Genomic DNA, 19500 nt, shown 5'->3' with positions numbered 1-19500 from the left:
TTAAAACGGTATTGACAATATTGATTCCTGAAGGGCTTAATTAACAACAAAACAAATAAAAAAATGAATCAGAAATCATTAATCCTTATATTTTTTACTTTAATGCTATCTGTAACATCATGTAGTTTGGGAGAAAAAAGTTATTCAGAAGAGGTATTTCAAAAGGTAAAACTGAATAGTAATAAAATACCAAATGGATTTAAACAGCACTTTAATGAAATAAGAGGACAGCTCAAAGCAGGAAGCCTTAAAATCGTAACCCAAGAGAATGAGGTGAAAAATGTGAATGCTTCAGAATATGTACAGAATCACTATGTCCATATGTTCGACAAAGATATCGAGGATGTAAAGGGTATAAAACCTGATGACGAAACAGCACCAATATTAAAAGTCTCTCTGGAAATGTTTCAATACGTAGATGAGATCTATAAGACCGATTTTCCAAGAATTGCCAAAATGATTGATGACGGCAAGTCTGACGAAGAGATCAATGCAGCTATCGAAGAACTGGATGAGATAAAAGGACCTATTGTGGATGAAAAATTTAATAAAGTTCACGATCTCATTATGCCTTATGCCGATAAACATGGTGTAGAATACAAAATTCTGGATATGCCCAAACCTGTTAATTACTGAAAAAATGAAGTATGTTAAGGAAGCAGATATAAACAAGAAATGTTGTTGCTGATCATGGAGTGTTTAGAAAAATAAAAAATATCCGGCTTATGGATTTAGACAAAAAATATATAAAATATTTTCCCGAGTGCGAAGAAGTATTCATTGGAGATATGGATCAATATCGCAAACACTTTCTGCCAATTTGTTCAATCAATTTGCAGGCAATTTATCCCGAGGAAAACCAATGGCTTCACTTTGTTTCCGTGAATGAAATATACGACGGATGTGTGGGACAGGAAACCCAGGATTATCATACCGATTATTGTAAAGAAGATATGGTCGGTTTTAATGTCATTGGCGACAAGTATGAATTTGAAGCAGATTGGAAGTATTTCGTCATCGAACATGGGCCTGAAGAATATCAACTGGCAAATGAAGAAATCGTAAAGTTATACCGGGACAAACTATCTGATTTTGTGTCACAGGAAGCCGCTGAAGAATGGGTCGATTCTTTTGGAAAAAGATTGTCTACAGTTACCGCCGACAAATTAAAGGCGAAGTACAAACTCTTTGCTACTTCAGAAGATAAAGGTTTTGTAAATGCTATGCTAGACAGATTCCAGAAACAAGCCATTCAAGCGGATAGCGATAGCCTCGCAGGCGCCTATAGATTGAACCAAGCAACCTACGATCTCGCTAAAAATTATTATAAGAAACACAATCGTATTTATCCTTTTACGATCGGCAATTATTTTGACGAAGTGTTCACGCTTGAAAAACTCGAAGAGAATGTTAAAAAAGATCGGCATTACGTTAAATATCCCGAAATGTATGGCATTTTGGATGACATTCAATTTCACTCTAAAGGCTGTGTAAGCTTAATGAAAGAGTATACTATTCCTTTAGAAAAAATGAAAAGCTTTGAAAACACGAATTTAACAGAAGTGCCACGTGATCAGGATGGAAATATATTTGAGTACGTCGGAACTTTTACCGGCTATTTATTCCAATGCTTTGGTGCTGATCACGCCTATCTATTTTACAATAAAGAACTTCGGAAAGCGGTTGTCTGTTTCGAATATACATAATCTTATTGTTTATTCATGCAGCATACATGTAAATGAATTTAATACGCAAAACCCTAAACCATGAACTTACCTTTTATAGAAATAATCGAAGCCACAACGCCAGATCCTAATCTGTTGCTATGGAAATACAAAGACGAAGATAAAGAGATTAAAAACGGCGCAAAGCTTACTGTAAGGGAATCTCAGTCCGCCATATTTCTCAATGAAGGACAGCTTGCTGATATTTTTGCTCCTGGACTGCATACGTTGAGTACGGAGAACATTCCAGTGTTAAGTAAACTCAAAGGTTGGAAATATGGCTTCAATAGTCCATTTAAAGCAGATATTTATTTTGTAAATACACGTCAGTTTGTAAACAACAAATGGGGAACTCGCGCCCCAATTATGATGCGGGATCCCGAATTCGGACAAGTACGCATTCGTGCATTTGGAACATTTGATATACAGATCCGCCATATGGGCGTTTTTTTTCGTCAATATGCTGGGAGTTTTGAGACCTTCAACATTTTTGAGTTACAGCACGAATTACGGGATTTTATTGCTCCGAAATTCGTTGAAGTATTGGCACAGCAGAATATGTCCGTAAAAGACGTCGCTGGTAATCTTACCGAATTGAGTAAGCAAGTAGAGCCATTTCTGAAACCGTATTTTGAGCAGTTCGGAATTGAACTGATAACTTTTACGATCAGCAGTGTAACACTTCCAGAAGAGGTATCGGCTCATTTTGATAAGATCACCAATATGAATATGGTAAATGATATGGATAAATATACCCAGTTCAATACCGCCAATGCGATCTCACAACAGGGAACGGTATCAAATCAGGCAACTGTAAACGGGATGATGGCGGGAATGATGATGAACCAAATGCAGCAACATCAGCCACCAAATAATAGCGATGACATAACGGTAAAATTGCAAAAGCTCAAAACACTTTTTGAAAGTGGATTGATTGACGAAGAAGAATATAAAACCAAAAAAGCAGATCTTATTAAACAACTGTAAAACGATGGGAACAGAAAACAGTAAACCGCTTTCCATTTTGGAGCGCATGAAACAAAAAGCCCAAGAACAACAGACCTACGGTGGAAAACAGGAAGACAGGCCTGCGAATATGAAAGCCAAAGATTGTCCCAATTGCGGAGCAGGTCGCGCTCAGGATGATGGATTGACACATTGTGCTTTCTGTGGCTTTAAATTCATGACAGTAAAACTGACCGATGGTATCCATATTAAAAAAGAAGACAATTCTAATAATTAGTAACTAACCATGCAGTACAATCCATCTGTTATCAAGACCGATATGCAGGATACCCAACAACGATTTCTGGTTTTCGTTGATAAATTAAAGACCAAACTTCAGGAATTTGCAGAAGCTTCGATTCCGGAACTTCGTGAAATGAATGCGAATAAAGATGATGAAGATTCTTATCATCGGATGAGATCTGCCGTACTGGGACAGGTTGAAAGCATCCGAAAGAAAGCTTACGACGTATTGGAAGAAAAAATATCCAATTACACTTTTCCTTTGAATGATCCTGATCTTCGAGATCAATACTATGAAATGAGAAGGATCTGTCGTGATGCTTATAATGGATTAGATGAACTCGTACAACATTATCGAAGAGAAATAGAGGCTACATTTTCGGAGGATCTGGAGGCACAGTACCAATCTATTTTGGATGAATTTGAAAACATAAAAGACAAATTCAGTTGTACACAATGCGGAGGAAATCTGACCATTGATAAGATCTATTTCACCACGACTTACATAGCCTGCTCATATTGTCAGACCCAAAACACCTTTGAGCCCAGTTCACAGGCAAAATCATTGGAATATCTTGGACGTTCATTGGCTGAACAGCGAAGTCTACCTTTATTACAACATTACCAAGAAGCCTTGGATACGGAAGGAAGACTCTTTCAGCAAAAACATCATCTGGAAATGGAAATGAGTTTTGAAAGAGATGAATTAGAAAAAAACAATAAAAGTATTGAATTCAGGGCAATTGTGCAGCATTGGGAAAAAGCAAGAGAAGATTCTATAAACCGTTATGAAAATTATCTGCGCGGCATGTTTGATGAGTGGAACAAGATAAACCCAGCACTCCGTTCAGAACATGAACGTTTTTATAACCGTATGCTGAATGACTATATGGAAACTAGATTAAAAGATTAATATAAACGACAAATAAAGAAAAAATGAGTAATCCATTATTAGAACCAATTCACGGTGTTTCGCTTTACGATTATGCGACCGTGTCCGCTAAAATAGCATCAGGAATAGAGCAAGAAGCCATTTTAAAAGCTTTGGGTATTGAAAATGCCATTTATGAAGAAGCTTCAGCATTGTGGATTACCCGAATGCAGGAAGATAAGGATTTTGTGATTATAACCGAATTTGGTAAACATTACGCTAACACAGATAATCATCCTAAATTAAAAGATTTAAAACCAGAGGTTAGTGCTGAAGGTGCTCAGAATCTTGAAAAACTAAAATCGGACCGTCATTTCTATGAGGAGCTTTGCGGAGCAAGAATAGCTGCTTACCAGTATGGCTATGATGGATCACAATGGATACTGGATAATTACGGTATCACCTTAGGTGAATTTCAGAACGTAGCGATGCAATGGGCAGAGGTTTCGACCGCAGAGGCTATCGGTGAAGATGTGGAGCAAGTACATTATTGGTCAAGTTTTCAACAACAGAAGCAAGCGGAGTATGCTCAAAAATTTGCTTCTGAACAGGGTGGAAATATCGGTGATGATGTGGAGTTTTAATTGAACCAGATTTTTGCACAAACCATATGCTAAGAGTATCATCAAAAAGTGCATTTAGTATCGCTTACTGGGGCGAATATGGTGTTTCTCAAGCAATGAGATTGGGCTGATTTGATTAAGAGAGGTATTGATGAGAAATTTTAAAGAAGTTTTGAGACTTGAACCAGATTTGGTCAATTTCCTTCAAAAGGAAGAATATTTTGAAAAACCTTACCATGGCTTAAAAGATAATTTTTTAATAATAACTGATCCTAAAGTGGCGGATGCATACTTTAATAACATTACCGATGCTGGGGATTGGGAAGATATTCAAAATTCAGGGGATTGGGATATTGATGATGTCCCATCTACCGAATTTGACTCTGAAAATCTCAAGTATGTTTCAGATAATTTTTTATCTAAAAATAAGAAATATCATAATGCAAATGATGCAGCAGAAAATCTGCAAGATAACATGATATCAGATTTTTGTAGAATGTTTGACTTCTGTTGTATGGAGATGGATGCGCCCCCAATATGGAAGACCATTCGATATGTTTATCTTCATTCTGGTTGGCCTTGTGGTTGGGATGGCGATTATCCAAACGGAAGAATGGTGATTTTTTCCAATGAAGTTAATTTAAAATAGTTTTAACTGTCAAGGTTTATTTTTAAAAGCGCAACTTTTTACTCCTCCTAATATTCCGAAAATCTTACAGTATTGGGTTGTTCCCACAACCCATATTTATAACGTTGAGCCAAATGCTCAGCCTAAGCAAACTCATCGGATTTATTGAGCAGCTATATAATGCCCAGCAAGTACCTGCTAGTAATAATTTTAGATTGATACTAATTGTAGCACTTGTCCATACAATACCAGCTCTTCTTTCATAACGATCGGTATCTCTGACGTCAACCAATTATAATCTTTGAAAAACATAGATCCACGGTAAATTGCTTTGCTACATTCGCAAAGTCCTGTCTTTTTTCTGAACAGTCAATCCATAAAAACCATCTCTAATTTGAGTATTTATTGAATCAAGGATTGTTATCGTATCACTATCCGATATGCTGACAACTTTACTTTTGATTGTTTGACTAAGCGTTTCTATCAATCTAACATCCACAAACCATCGTTTATAGCTGAATTTGACTCTTTAAGCATGATAAATTTGTCATCATAGAAGTTCTCTCCACAAATTTTAGGATACGTTCCACTAGCTAATTTTCATAGTTTTCGGTATTTCGGAGATACCGCTTAGAAACAGCAGATTTTAGGGTTATTCCGCTCTTAAACCCGCTACTTTTGTATAGTAATCAAAGATAATTGACGGTTGATCATACAGATTATTGGTATTCTAGAAGCTAAAATAAAAAGTATTTGGCCTCAATTCTTGATCACAAGGTGATGTCGGACATTAGGATCATGTCAGCATCATTACCACAAAGTATTTAAAATTTATTATGACAACAAAATCAGAATTAAAAAGGTTTTTTGAAAATGGGGATGTCCCTGATCAAGAACAATTTTGGGCATGGCTGGAGAGCTACTGGCACAAGGAAGAAATGATGGATGCTGCATCGATGCAGTATACCAATCCGCTTCCGAGCATTTACCCGGTAGGAGGAGTACCTGTTGGGACAACATTCGACCAAATGCCTATTAAGGATTTATTAGATTTAATTTTCTACGGAAAGACAAAACGTACATTGACGATCACCACAACACCTGTCGATGCGACGGTTAAGATCAATGATGTTGTAGGAAATACCAGCAATATGACCATAGGAACAACGGTGAGCTATACGGTAGAAAGACCGGGGTATTTTCCAAAAACAGCAACGGTGACGGTTACAGAAGACATGACGATCGATGTTGCACTCGAACCAGATCTGTCGAATACCGAGATCACATTCACAGTAAGAACTACCCAACTAAATGAGCAGGTGCCTATCGCACTTTTGCGGACTTCGGACACCCAGACACTCGCTAAGATTAACTATGGCGATGGAAAAGAAGACCTGGTTTCGGTGCCTCCTTTCAATGGTTCCCAGTCCTGGACGGATAATGAAGGAAATATTCATTATGTAGACAATGGTAATACTTTTTATCATGTCTTCGATAATATTGGAGACTATGTAGTCACCATAAATGCTGGATCCAACGTCAGCTATGTACGATTCTGTGAAGGTTTGACAAGCGGGGCAGGATATCTATCTCCAACCATCAACAATTATGTACAGGAGATTTCGAAGTTCAGGTCTGATTCGTTAGCGAATCTGGATTATACCTTTGCTGGTTTATCCCAGGCAAATGTCAGTACAAGTTTTAAATTGGAAACACCGCAAGTAACCAGCATGAACGCCACATTTTACGGTTTTGGGGTAAGCAGGGAGTTTGACAGTTTTCCTGCAGACATGCTTGCGCAGATTACCAAACCAACGATATTAATGGGTACATTCTTTAAAGCAGGGCTTAAAAAGATTCTTCCTGGACTATTGGACAGTTTCGCTGATCTGGTGAGTGTTTTTGAATGTTTTAAAAACTCGAAACTTGGAAAAGGATACTACAATGGAATCACAGCAGGAAATTATAGAGATAAACACAGTATAAACTCATCCTATGATTTTATACCGGTATCCTTATTCTGGAAGAATCCGAAATTAAAAGATGTATCGCATTGTTTTAACTATATCGGCGAAGGTGGATTTGGTAACCTGACTTCAGGATACCTGGCGTTTAATATTGTGCGTAGAGAACTGTTCTGGAACGGAAAATCAGTGGGTAATGCAACGGGTACGATCGAAAATGCATTCTACCTATTTGCTAAAAACAATCGGATCCTATGTGAAGCGAACTTCCTGAAATATGCGCCCAATATGAAACATATCGGCGGTATGTTTACGCAGACCAATCATGTGTCCCATGCGATTAGCTGGGGAGGAATGATTCCTATTGCCAAGAATGAGACGACTTCCATTCGTTCCAATGATGGGGGACAACCATTTGAAATGGCAGGAAATGGCTTAACCTATGATTTAAATGTGATGTTCCCGGATGCGAGTTATCCGAATATCCTGACTTTAAACGGTGCGTTTACGGCAGCTGCTACAGGAGCGACATATGGATTTAATCATGATCTGAACTATACTGCTAGTGCTAGTCCGGTCACCATCAACCAAAGTTTCAATGCTGCAGACTTCCTGGCTAAATTTCCAAATGCGAAAGCAGGAAGTGTAGATGCTTATGCTAAACAGATGCTTGGACAGTCGGGAGGAACAACAGATGAGAAGAATGATGGCCGTAACGGTGTGTTCTATCTGCTGAATCAGGATACCAGAATCACGGACAAGGCAACTTTGCCAGCACTTGTTTTCAACAACGCGATTCCATATTAAGCTTTTAGAGACAAGAGAGTTCCTCTTGATCCACGCACATTAACAAATAAATTTTTACCCTTAAAAATTGATCTGCAATCAGGTCAACAGGTAAAACTATGTCTAAAAATTTAAAAAAATAAAAAAATGAGTACAAATAATAATAACGCATCACAGACACTTTTTCGTTTAGCAGGTTTACGAAGCCCGCAATTAACAGAAACAAGAAAAGAAAATCTGGGCTTTATCCACCGTCCGGATGTAGAAGGAATAAAAGGCTTTTTTGATGCCATTTTAGAAGCGGGAGCTACAACTGATGGTATTACAAAATTTACAGCATTAGAAATAGCTTCTAAGGATTTTACAGTTCCAGAAGATTTTAAATCAGATATAAAACTGGAAAACCTATATCCTGCATTGTCCAGTCTGGGGAAAAGCCTCTGTAAAAGAGAAGAAATTACAGCGAGTGCTATCAATAAGGCTACAGCAGAGTGGAGTGCCAAAACTTCAGGTCTGAATGCAGATGAGACTATTGCACAGCAGAAGATCCTTTGGGACAATATGATCTATCAGACTGTAACACAGCATGATTTTCAAGTAAAAGAAGTGATCATTCAGATCCTCAAAGCTATTCACTACCTGGATGCCGATTCATTGGAGAGAACCGAAGAGACCATCAAAATCAATGGGGAAGATTTTCGAGCAAAAGCAGCAACAGCAGCAATTGTCTTTCCTGATGCTTTAGTGCTGCGTACCACAACAGAGAATAATGGAATTCCATTTACTGTGAATCAAAGTGCCGTTGGGGGTGCGAGCATAAAATATGCTAACAGCAGAACTTTATCTGTATCGGAGCAAAATCAGCTGACCAATATGGCAAATATCGAAGTAGGAGTTTCAGAGAGTTTGTTGCGGAAAGATGCACTTGAAGTACTTAAAAGCGAGCTGGAAAATGCTCGAAAAGAGTATACTATTGCCTACAATGCCTCGTATAATACGCAGTATGCAGCATATCAGGTTAGTATACAGCCAGAAAAGGATAGATACGAAGGCGAGGTCAGAGCGGTAGAAGCGGGCTTTACGGATCAGACGACAGACGCTGAAAAAACCGCGGCATATCAAAATGTTATTCCGGTTAATATTCCTCCGTTTGAATTTATTTTCAATAAGGAAATTGATCTGACAGTATTAAAGAATAAACTGTCAGGTACCTCCTTTGCTGTATTTGTGGAATTATTCACCAATTATGGTGAAGATTTAAAAATGTATATCTCCCAAAATCCAGCTGTCGAAATTGATATTCAGGTGATTTCACCCACATTGGCGGAGATCAACGGTTTTACCCTGTCATTGAATGCTATATATTCAACTTTTGAAGCTGTAATAACAAAATTAAACAGCGGAATTTCTGAAAATTTTTCAAAAGCATCATCGCTTAAGGTGCTGCCACAAAGACAGTTTGCAAATATTGGAGGGGTATTGATTCCTGTTGCAGAAAGTGCGAAAGTATTTCCAAATAGTTATTATTTGCGCTTAACTTCCGAGAATAGTTTATTTGTGACAAACACTGGTTATCTGCAATTTGGTTTCACCACTGAAGATAGCTCCTGGTCTGTTTCGTCCATAAAAATTTCCGTAGGTACTGGTGATCTTTCTCAGGAGGAAACACAATATAATATTGCGGTTACCGATGGCAGCATAACAATTCCGCCAATGCTGATTGAAAGATTTGAGGATATAGGTAGTTTAAGCATACATATCTGGTTTGACAACGGATGTGAAAGCACATTAGATTATGCTTCTTTAGCAGTCAATACAGACATGAACGGTATTTTAAATATAACAAAATCATCAGCTTCTGGAGATACACCGTCTGTTTTCCAGCCTAAACATTTTGGCGTTAAACGTCTGGGGATTGCCGATTATCTAAAAGTAGAGCAGAGCATTCATGCTTATGTACCAGGAGAAATTTCCAATATCGAAAATGTGATGGCCAGCGAGCTGCGCCATAAATCCTCCACATCCAGAGAATATTCGGAAATTACAACCAGTACATCCAAAAGTCAGGAAACGGAAAAACTTTCCGATACCACTAAAACATCCAGAGCGGATATGCAGACGGAAGTGGCACGTCAATTGGAAAAAGAACAAAGCTATGACGCGCATACCAGATTTGGTAAATCGGGAACCTGGTATTTTGAAGCTGGCGGCAGTTATGCAAGTAACAGCGCGCAGCAGGACAGCACCAGACAAGCTGTTGCGAAATCCCAGGAAATTACCGAGCGGGCGCTGGAAAGTGTGCTAACAAAGATTTCAGAAGAGCGTGTAGAAAAGATCATCAAAGAATATACAGAGACCAATGTCCATGAATATGATAACCGTGGTAAAGTGATCGGAACGAATACTCCTGATACCCGTCCGCAGCATATTTCTGGAGTCTACCGCTGGGTAGATAAGAAAATGAAAAATCAGATATTCAATTATGGTAAGAGGATGATGTTTGAATTTATGATTCCTGAGCCGGCAAGACTTCATACCTTGGCAACAAAATCAGTAAAAGCAACACTTACTGAGCCTTTAGATCCTAGAAAAGCCAATGATTTGGTTGCTTTAAGATCATATAGTGAGGTAACGGAGGATAAACTGAAATACTGGTTAAAATTCTATCCGGAACTGGACTTAGAATTTCACCCATTAACAGCTGTTATTCCGTTAACCAAATCGATCGAGCAATGGAGTAATGACGGAAGAGAATCTCATGCCGCAGAATTTGATATTAACTTGCCTGAGAATTATAAATTAGATACCATCAAAGGTATTGTAAGAGTGGGCGAAGGTAAGAGCCAAGCTTGTTTCGGGAATATGTGGTCTGATACATACGTTGCAGGCCAAATAATACATACAGGAGGTTACAGAAATGATTGGCCTATTGACTTAAATTATATTGGCGGAGGTGAAATAACAGGCAATATCCAAGTGACTAATAATTCTTGGGATATTGGATCGATTAACTATTCTATGGTTTTAAGCTGTTCCATTGTACCTGCGTTCTTAGAAATGTGGAAAATCAAATCATTTAATTTGTTAGTTGCGGCTTATGAAGCTGCATATGAGAAATTCCGTGAAGCACAAAGTGCTATTAATGAACAGGCTGCAGAACAGGAAAAAGAGAACAATGAAAAAGCTGCAATCTTCTACCGCAGTACAGAGTCCAATATCTTAAAGCACAACTGTATTGCTTATCTCCTGCAGAATTACAACGCCATAGGCTTGGAAATGTCTGTAGATGACGGTCAAAACATGCAGAGCTTTAATATGAAGTTTGGTGACAATCTGGATCAATACACTGCTCTTGCTAAATTTATGGAGCAGGCTTTTGAATGGACTGTGATGGATTATACTTTCTATCCCTACTATTGGGCAAATAAAAATCACTGGCAGGATCTGTATATGTCAGAAGAACTGAATCCATTGTTCCGTAGTTTCTTACAGGCGGGTATGGCACGTGTCATTGTCACTGTAAAACCAGGCTTTGAAGATGCAGTACAGTTCTTTATGAATACCGGAAGAATCTGGAACGGCGGGATAGTGCCTGTTATTGGTGATCCGTTATACCTATCGATTGTGGATGAAATGCGTGAACCTACAGGTGTTCCGCAAGGAAAATTCTGGATTACACGTGTACCAACCACTTTGACCATACTGCAGGCAAAATCTGCGGGTCTTGAAGTGGAAGATGCATTACCGATTTTCCCTGAAGATAATCCGGAGAACTGTGAAAATCCGAAGGAATTGGAAACCGTAAGTGCTTTTGGAGCACCTGTAGATGCAGTTATGCTGTCTCTGCCAGGTACGACAAGTACATTAGGCTAAATTAATTGAAGGAAATGGTGGTATAACTGCCACCATTTCTATTACTTAATCTTAAACAAAATAAAATGAGTGCTATAAAAAGATTGGGGATCTCTAAGGTAAAGGCCTTAGGGTTGAAGGATACTGCTTTTGCAGGAAACTCGTACCGAAATTTTCTAGAAAAAAAAGCGAAATATCCTGCTATAGCTGGAAACTTTCCAGATATTGATTTTGAAAAAATTTCATATCAAGAAATTTCAACAATTATTAACATTAAATACAAATAATATGGAAGACTTATGTTCTGTTAGACAAATAAGAGTCATTGAAACGACTTTTGAATCGGATATATATTCCACTTTTTTAAAAGCTGCTTATGAGCAAACAAAAAATACAGTTAATAATGCTTTTTGGTTTCTTGAAGGAAATGATTCAAATCTAATATTATTTCACCTTTTCTCAAATCGTAAAACTGGTGATGTAGAATATGTGATCTGCAATTTGGGAAGTGATATTTTTGATTGTATAAAACTGAATACCAGCGTTTTTGCTACTGGAGGTTACGTTATAGAATCTAATGGAGTAAAAACTGTAAATCCTGAACTGGATACATTTAAAGAAGATCTCACTATAAACATTTTAGAATTATACAGAAAAGAGTTTAATAAATATAGACTTGAAGCATATCAAATTAATAAAGCTCTGGATCTAGAATTTAAAGCTGAAGCTCATTACGTAAGTATGGTCGATTGGATTTTTAATAAAATTGAAATTACAACAACATTCAAATATTTTATGGATGGACTAAATAACTATGCAGGAGATATTCGGAAAAATAAAGTAGAGGATTTTAACTATCTGCCCTATCTACCCAATTTTGATCCTTTGATAAATGATAGTTTTTTGAAAGCTTTTGGTATAAATCCTACAACGTTGATTGAAAGATATACAGTTTCCAAAGAGGAACTAGAATATTATAAAATCAAGGAAAAGGAGGTGAATTGGGTATATGCCTTTAATGCCGAATTCTGTGGCTTTTGGAATGCTTTTATCGATTCTATAGAAGGCTTATATCTCTTACTTCCCGGTTTATACGAAATACTGACCGATAGAGCAAACTTAAAGAGTTTTATCAGATTGATCATCAGTATTTTTGAAAAATTTTCTAAGATTAAAGACATTATTACACAATATGATTACGAAAATAGCAATGGTTCTATTTATAGATATTGTTATCAGCAAAGCTACGAAGTCGCTATGATACTTAGTCTGTTGTTACCTTTGCCTAAAGCTGCAAAAGGTATAACAGCACCTTCTACATTTGAATTCTTCTCTACTGCTTTAGCTCAACTTTCATTGAAAAGCGAACTCCTACTACTGGCGTATAGACTGGGCCTCCGAATAGAGAGGACAGCAGATGAATGGGCATTAATTTCTGAAAAAGCAACACTTTTTAAAGGAACAAAAGAAAAGGTGTTGAAAAGGATAGAACACATTGCAGAAGTAACAAAGAAAAATCCTAAATTCGTATTGAAAAATCTTTCTTTGAAAAGATTAGAAAACCTAATTAAGATTAAAAAGGCAGAAGGACTTCTTTTGCGTGGACTTACTAAGGAAGAAATACTGATTGTGCAAAAAAGATTAAGATCAGCCAATATAGCGGTTGTCAAATTTAAGGTTAGCTACAAAGGGAAAGTAATTAATATAGAACTAAAAGCATATTCTGGACATACTATTAAAGAATTAAATAATTCAGGTTTTGCTAAAACTGCTAATATAAGAAGCGGGGAAAAATTAACTCAATTTGAAGAGATTACAGAAAAAGGTTTGACTCGAAGGTTTCAAGATACTGAAAGTAAATTATTTCGAGAGTTTGAAGATTCGCATTTAAAGAAAGTTATAAATCAGCTGGGGGTTAAGTCAGTAAATGAACTAAAGATTGAAGCAGAATTATTAACCTTATTAGATCCTTGTAATGTATGTCAAGGGCAAATGAATGTTTTTCAGGCAAAGTATAATGCAAAAATTAATATCTATAGTAGTGGCGCAAACAATACACAAAAATTAATAGAACTATACCCTAAGTTTAAATAAGGAATAATCATGGACTTAACATATTTGAAAAATTTAGAAAATTATTATATCAATAATCCTAAGATATCTAGAATTGGTATATCTGAACAACAAATTGAAAAATTAGAAAAAGAGCTGAGTATTGAATTACCTAAAGCATATAAAGAATTTCTAAACCTAGCGGGAGATAGAGATAATCTTTTAGGTGATTGGAATAGAGGATTCGACCAATTAAGTTGGATACAAGAAGAAATAAAAGAGAGTATGACAGATGTAAACTTACACTTAAAACCTTTTTTTGTCTTTGCAGAATATAGTAGAGATCAAGCCTTATTTTTCTTTTTAAATGAAGGGGAAAATCCCTCAGTTTATGCTTATTATGAAGAAAGAATAGAAGAAAACGGTAAAGAAGTTTTTTATATTAAGTTTAGAAATTCTTTCAGCGAATATATTGATAGATGCATTAATGAAATGTTGACCAATAAATAACGGACTGTTATGGCTAATAAAAGAAAACAGCATGGATTTAATCCATGCTGTTTTCTTTTATTTTAGAGTTTTAGTTCTCCTAGAGAACTAAATAAATTTTATCTAAAATTTAAAGTAGCTAACCTTAAAAATTAATATGATGCAAATAGAATATTTAACCAAAATGAAAAATACACCTAAGATTGGTAAAAGAGAAAATGAAGGAGTATCCGAGGAAGAAATTTCGCGGCTGGAAAATAAACTCAATGTAACTTTACCCAAAGCATATAAAGAGTTCTTGCTTTTAGGTGGAAGATATGATAATATCATTAATAATTTTGAATTGGATTTTGATGGTTTGGAATCTATGCAAAAATTAGCAAAAGAAAAAGTAGAGACAGAAAATCTAGATTTAAAAAATTTTTGGTGTTTTGCAGAATATGGTGATTTTGATTCTTTTATGTTCTTTTTATTAAATGATGGTGAAAATCCTGCTGTTTATAGCTTTATAGCAGAAAAAGGACTATTAAATGATAAGAATGAGCCTGTTTCGTATTTAAAATTTAGAAACTCTTTTAATGAATATATTGATAGATGTATTGATGAGGCGTTGAATGATAAATAACTATCCATTAGAGTCAAATAAATAAAGTAGCGTGGATTTAAACTGTGCTGTTTTTGTATAATTATCTTAAAGTTTTGTATGCCAGAGAACTAAATAAATTTTATCTAAAATTTAAAGTAGCTAACCTTAAAAATTAATATGATGGAAATACAATATTTAACCAAAATGAAAAATAATCCTAAAGTAGGAAGATTTGAAAACGAAGGGATATCTGAGGTAGAAATTGATAAATTAGAACAATGGTTCACTATCAAATTTCCTCAGGCCTATAAAGAATTTTTATATTTAGGAGGAGAAACTGAGCAGATTATTGATGGTTGGAGTTCAGAAGCAAAATATCTAAATTGGCGACAACAAAATATAAAGGAGAGTATGGAAAGTGTAAATTTGAAGCTAAGACCATATTTTGCTTTTGCTGATTTTAACGGAAGCAATTGTCTCTTTTTCTTTTTGGATGAAGGTGAAAATCCACCTGTCTATGGATATGATGAGAGTAAGATTTATACAAATGAAAATGGAGATGAAGTTTATTTTATAAAAACACATGTTTCTTTTAGTAGTTTTATTGAGGAATTTATAAATCATGCTCTTAACAATAAATAATTTGTATAGAGGTTGTCAGTTAAACTGTTCCTAAAAAGTTGGACAAATTTAGTTATTAGATTTGTTATAATGAGCTCGATATTCCATCGGGCTCATTCCATTAGAAACCTCCTCCGGTTTATTGTTCCAAAGGGTCTCTTCAATTCTCTCTTTTGAAGTACGGTCTCCAAACCCGAAATATAGCGCTACAAATACTTAATCGTCTGTTCCATTTCCAGACAGAGTCTTGGATTTTATGTTGGATTTAAGTGGCCGCTGGAAAAGCGAACACTTAAACCAGATAGGGAGTAGTGGTTCTTATAGATTCTTGCACAAGGATTATTTAGGCAGTATCTTAGCCATCAGTAGCGAAGACGGTACTTTGTTAGAAGAGCGTCATTTTGATGCCTGGGGCAATCTGACCCATGGAACAATGGATCTGCTAGATAGAGGATATACTTCTCATGAACATTTTGACGAGATAGGGATTGTCCATATGAATGGTCGTTTATATGACCCATCGTTGAGGAGATTCTTAAATGCTGATGAGCATATTCAGGATATATTCAATACCCAAAATTACAATAAATATGGGTATGTGCTGAACAATCCATTGATGCACAATGATCCAAATGGAGAGGTGTTCTTCTTTGCATTCTTAGCAGCTTGGGGGTTAAGCGCCTTATGGGCAACTGTAGCGACAGGAGCGATTATTGGAGCAGGTATTGGACTAGCAAGTTATACGCTTGGCCTAGCGGTTTCTGGAAATATAGGCCAATGGAGTGTTGGAGGAGCACTCAGAGCAACTTTATTTGGTGCTGTTTCTGGTGCTGTTACAGCTGGTATTGGGGAACTATTTAGTACCGCGGCACAAACTTTTGGCAATGCACTCTTGCAAGCGGGGGTACATGGTGTTGCCCAAGGCGTTCTGGGGCTGGTCCAAGGAGCAAATTTCTTAAGTTCAGCAGCTGGAGGTTTGTTAGGAAGTTTAGGTGCTTACGGTTGGGGCCAAATGATGAACGGTGTAGGATTAGCTCAATTTTCTCAAAGTACCTATGGAATGATTGGTTTTGGAGCCTTATCTGGTGGTATCGGAGCGGAACTTACTGGTGGTAACTTCTGGCAAGGTGCAATCGTAGGAGGTGTTGTCGCTGGATTGAATCATGCGATGCATAAGTTAGCAGGCCCAGGGGATGAAAAAGGAAAAGGTCGTTCCGCAAAAGCCACAAATGATGCACAAGGAGATAAATTGAATTGGTTTAATGAGGACGAAGATGGCGGTCTTTATACCGTTGCTAACAATGATAACAATGTTCCTGAAGGAACAGTTAGGATATATGCTCACGGAAATAAAAATTTGATAGTTGGTCCTGATGGAGTGTCTATTAAGAATGCAGAACAATTTGATAAAGCCCTTATGGAAAGAAGCCCAACTTGGAGAAATTACAGAGAAAACGGAGGAAGCATAAAAATAGAATTAATGTCTTGCAATACAGGTAATGGATTTGCCAGTATGATTTCAAAGGCTTTTAGATTTTCTTCAGTTATGGCACCTAATAATTATTATGTTGCAATTACAAAAAGGAATGTTTCTTGGGGAACTGTATCGGGTCGAAATAACTTAATTAATCCTGGAAGATGGTATAATTTTGTTAATGGTCAAAATATGACTACTATAAATTTACAATTGGGATACGGAAAATAATGAGAAATATAGGTAAACTTTTGACAGTTTTATTTTTTACAATAGGCTGTAATAGAAATAATGTTGTGAAAAAAGATTTGACACAACCCGTTAATAATTCAGATACTGTAGTAACAGTAATTGATACTGCTTCAGTATTTACGAATAATCAAATAGAAGAATATCAAAAAAATGTAATTAATAAAGGAGATGTAGGCTCGTTTAGCAGACTTTTAATTCATTATGACAATCTTTCTAATTATAAAGAATTGCACAAATATGCATTGATTATGGCAGATAAATACAATAATGGAGCAGGTTGTAATCAGGTTTTTGTAGATATAGTTGCAATCAATAATAACAATGATTTTGATATTAATGCCTTATTGAGACTTAATGAAAAAGATAAATCCACAGCTTTGAAATATTTGAAAAAAGGGGCTTTGTTGAATGATATTGAGTCCATATTAATGCTTGCCGAAATTTACAGAAATGGAATTGGTGTCGAGAAAGATGTTAAAAAAGCTGATGAGCTCAAGAAAAAGATAGAAGAAATATAATAATCTATATCTTAATAATAATCCCGCCGAAAGGCGGGATTTTTTTATAAAACGGCGACATTTTTATTAAAGAAGTTTTTAAATTTTTTCTTTGTGAGTATTGTTTGTACAATTTTAACTACAATAGATTTATCTTCCTCGTCTACTTGCGGATAGGGCTGAATCATATCATGCATAAGTTAGCAGGAAAGTCATAAAAGACCAAAATAATTTGATATGAAATTAAAAACAATATTAATAGCAGGATTAATTATTATTCTAGTGGGATCTTGTAACAGTTATTTAAATTTATTGGTTTCAGAAAAATATGAGACCCAACTAGAGGGTTTAGGCCCAACTGAACAACAGATTAAAGAAGCAAAGGAATTAAAAAAGAAAATAGACTTGGAAAAGAAGATTACTATTGCAGTAGCTTTAATTTCACTAGCGTTATTTTATCCAGTTTCTTTAATGAAGAGTAAGTCCAAATAAGATAATATAAATTTCATTTATTTAAGTATAATAAATGAATAGTGGGAACTCATTAGAGTTTCCACTATTCATTTGAAACTATATAACATTTTCTTATGGACTTATGAAACACGATTTAAGTTTAAGGTTTTGTATCTGGCAATACGAAGATGTCACACATGAAGAGATTACAAGTACGCTTGGCTTACTTCCTTATAAGGTATATGTAAAAGGAGAACACGTATATCCTCAATATGAAAGATTAGCAAAAGACAGTGGATGGATATATGGAACTCCTTACAACAACCCAGATGATTTTGTAACACAAATGGATAAAATATTGGATGCTCTCGAACCTAAAATTCCTATTTTACGAGAATACGCAGAAAAATATCATTGTGAATTTTCTTGCGCTATTTTTATCAATAATAAGGAAGAAAGTGCTCCTCGAATTTATCTTGATAAGAGATATAATGCTTTTATCAGAGAAGTGAATGCCATCTTTGATGTTGAAATTTATACTCCTGATTTAGACGATGAAGAAGAATGAAAAATATGAGAAGTTTTCATAATAATATTCTTTTAGAACTTTAAATGGATGGATAGCACGAACGTATAGTCCGTGCTATTTTTGATATTATCATCCATATTTATGGAGATAAATATTTTAATAGAAAATTCAATAATATTTTTCAACTTAGTCCAAGAACAAGGATGGGCAAACTTTCAAGCAAAAGGAATTTGGGAACAGATAGTTGTAGCTATATTTATGGGTATTGTTCCTTATGAAACTGAAAGAAAGAATGGAGCTCCTTATAATGAATTTGATGCTGAACAAAAAAGGCTCGAAATCCAAAGATAATTGAATATAATATGAAAGTAATAGTTTTTTTATTGAGCTTATTTATGCTGAACAGTTGTATAATGCCTATGTCACCAAGGTATGATCATTACTATATGAAAAACGTAACAAATAGTGATTCTTCTGCGAAGTATGGCTATGTCTATAAAGATCAGTACAGTATTCTAAATTTATGGGTTCATTCAACACGTTGGAAATCAGTGTGTTTAAGTACTGATTTATCTGTTGACGATTCTGTAAAATTAACAAAAAATGATGGTAGCATTTTGTATCTAAAGAAGGTGAGTGGTGAACGAATTAATGAGTTACCTTTTCATATGTATCACAATGATTCTGTCAATGTTTATCAAGCAACATTAAAAATCAGAGATAAAAAGTGGTATAGTAAGAAGAAAGATAAGCTACGTCGTGATACCATTACAATTGAGCTAAATAATAAAAACTATGAGTTTTTCTTATCAAAGTAAGAATTTCTTTTGAATATTTTTAAAAGGGATGGA

Annotated in this window: 20 protein-coding genes; all 20 read left to right on the top strand. The window is 35.7% G+C overall.

Going from position 1 to position 19500, the window contains the following annotated elements; all coding sequences use genetic code 11:
• The first annotated feature begins 63 nt into the window (after window positions 1-63).
• Window positions 64-636: a hypothetical protein gene (locus LZQ00_RS12370; RefSeq protein ID WP_234509603.1), complete on the top strand. Its 573-nt coding sequence runs from the start codon at window positions 64-66 to the stop codon at window positions 634-636.
• 89 nt (window positions 637-725) lie between these two features.
• Window positions 726-1706 carry a hypothetical protein gene (locus LZQ00_RS12365; protein ID WP_234509602.1) on the top strand — a complete coding sequence of 327 codons (981 nt, stop codon included), beginning with the start codon at window positions 726-728 and terminating at the stop codon, window positions 1704-1706.
• Between the two features lie 60 nt (window positions 1707-1766).
• On the top strand, window positions 1767-2711 hold the full coding sequence (locus tag LZQ00_RS12360) for an SPFH domain-containing protein (RefSeq protein ID WP_234509601.1): 945 nt from the start codon (window positions 1767-1769) through the stop codon (window positions 2709-2711).
• A 4-nt stretch (window positions 2712-2715) separates the two neighbouring features.
• Window positions 2716-2967, top strand: a complete 252-nt coding sequence (locus LZQ00_RS12355) for a hypothetical protein (protein ID WP_234509600.1) — start codon at window positions 2716-2718, stop codon at window positions 2965-2967.
• Between the two features lie 9 nt (window positions 2968-2976).
• Entirely contained in the window at window positions 2977-3885 is a 909-nt protein-coding gene (locus LZQ00_RS12350; RefSeq protein ID WP_234509599.1) for a hypothetical protein, read from the top strand.
• 23 nt (window positions 3886-3908) lie between these two features.
• Window positions 3909-4487, top strand: a complete 579-nt coding sequence (locus tag LZQ00_RS12345; RefSeq protein ID WP_234509598.1) for a DUF6620 family protein — start codon at window positions 3909-3911, stop codon at window positions 4485-4487.
• 130 nt (window positions 4488-4617) lie between these two features.
• Window positions 4618-5115, top strand: coding sequence for a hypothetical protein (locus LZQ00_RS12340; RefSeq protein WP_234509597.1), 498 nt, complete (start codon window positions 4618-4620; stop codon window positions 5113-5115).
• Between the two features lie 815 nt (window positions 5116-5930).
• Entirely contained in the window at window positions 5931-7865 is a 1935-nt protein-coding gene (locus LZQ00_RS12335) for a PEGA domain-containing protein (protein WP_234509596.1), read from the top strand.
• A gap of 126 nt (window positions 7866-7991) precedes the next feature.
• The gene (locus tag LZQ00_RS12330; protein WP_234509595.1) at window positions 7992-11717 is read left to right on the top strand and encodes a hypothetical protein; all 3726 of its coding nucleotides are present in this window, start codon (window positions 7992-7994) and stop codon (window positions 11715-11717) included.
• A 65-nt stretch (window positions 11718-11782) separates the two neighbouring features.
• Window positions 11783-11983 carry a hypothetical protein gene (locus LZQ00_RS12325; RefSeq protein WP_234509594.1) on the top strand — a complete coding sequence of 67 codons (201 nt, stop codon included), beginning with the start codon at window positions 11783-11785 and terminating at the stop codon, window positions 11981-11983.
• 1 nt (window position 11984) lies between these two features.
• The gene (locus LZQ00_RS12320; RefSeq protein WP_234509593.1) at window positions 11985-13790 is read left to right on the top strand and encodes a hypothetical protein; all 1806 of its coding nucleotides are present in this window, start codon (window positions 11985-11987) and stop codon (window positions 13788-13790) included.
• Window positions 13791-13799: 9 nt separating this feature from the next.
• Window positions 13800-14258 (top strand): SMI1/KNR4 family protein, encoded by a 459-nt coding sequence (locus LZQ00_RS12315; RefSeq protein WP_234509592.1) that lies wholly within the window; start codon window positions 13800-13802, stop codon window positions 14256-14258.
• Between the two features lie 136 nt (window positions 14259-14394).
• On the top strand, window positions 14395-14862 hold the full coding sequence (locus tag LZQ00_RS12310) for an SMI1/KNR4 family protein (protein WP_234509591.1): 468 nt from the start codon (window positions 14395-14397) through the stop codon (window positions 14860-14862).
• Window positions 14863-15027: 165 nt separating this feature from the next.
• On the top strand, window positions 15028-15465 hold the full coding sequence (locus LZQ00_RS12305) for an SMI1/KNR4 family protein (protein WP_234509590.1): 438 nt from the start codon (window positions 15028-15030) through the stop codon (window positions 15463-15465).
• A 235-nt stretch (window positions 15466-15700) separates the two neighbouring features.
• Window positions 15701-17149: an RHS repeat-associated core domain-containing protein gene (locus LZQ00_RS12300; RefSeq protein WP_234509589.1), complete on the top strand. Its 1449-nt coding sequence runs from the start codon at window positions 15701-15703 to the stop codon at window positions 17147-17149.
• Complete coding sequence (locus LZQ00_RS12295; protein ID WP_234509588.1) at window positions 17149-17688, top strand: hypothetical protein; 540 nt, start codon at window positions 17149-17151, stop codon at window positions 17686-17688. Before LZQ00_RS12300 ends, LZQ00_RS12295 begins: the two co-directional genes overlap by 1 nt.
• 216 nt (window positions 17689-17904) lie before the next feature.
• The gene (locus LZQ00_RS12290) at window positions 17905-18159 is read left to right on the top strand and encodes a hypothetical protein (protein ID WP_234509587.1); all 255 of its coding nucleotides are present in this window, start codon (window positions 17905-17907) and stop codon (window positions 18157-18159) included.
• 103 nt (window positions 18160-18262) lie between these two features.
• Window positions 18263-18688 carry a DUF4279 domain-containing protein gene (locus LZQ00_RS12285; RefSeq protein WP_234509586.1) on the top strand — a complete coding sequence of 142 codons (426 nt, stop codon included), beginning with the start codon at window positions 18263-18265 and terminating at the stop codon, window positions 18686-18688.
• Between the two features lie 102 nt (window positions 18689-18790).
• Window positions 18791-19000, top strand: coding sequence for a hypothetical protein (locus LZQ00_RS12280; RefSeq protein ID WP_234509585.1), 210 nt, complete (start codon window positions 18791-18793; stop codon window positions 18998-19000).
• A gap of 68 nt (window positions 19001-19068) precedes the next feature.
• Window positions 19069-19467 carry a hypothetical protein gene (locus LZQ00_RS12275; protein WP_234509584.1) on the top strand — a complete coding sequence of 133 codons (399 nt, stop codon included), beginning with the start codon at window positions 19069-19071 and terminating at the stop codon, window positions 19465-19467.
• The last annotated feature ends 33 nt before the right edge of the window (window positions 19468-19500 follow it).

Source organism: Sphingobacterium sp. SRCM116780, assembly GCF_021442025.1.
GTDB lineage: Bacteria > Bacteroidota > Bacteroidia > Sphingobacteriales > Sphingobacteriaceae > Sphingobacterium.
The sequence above is the reverse complement of the archived record's forward strand: the minus strand, read 5'-3'. Positions and strand labels throughout refer to the sequence as shown.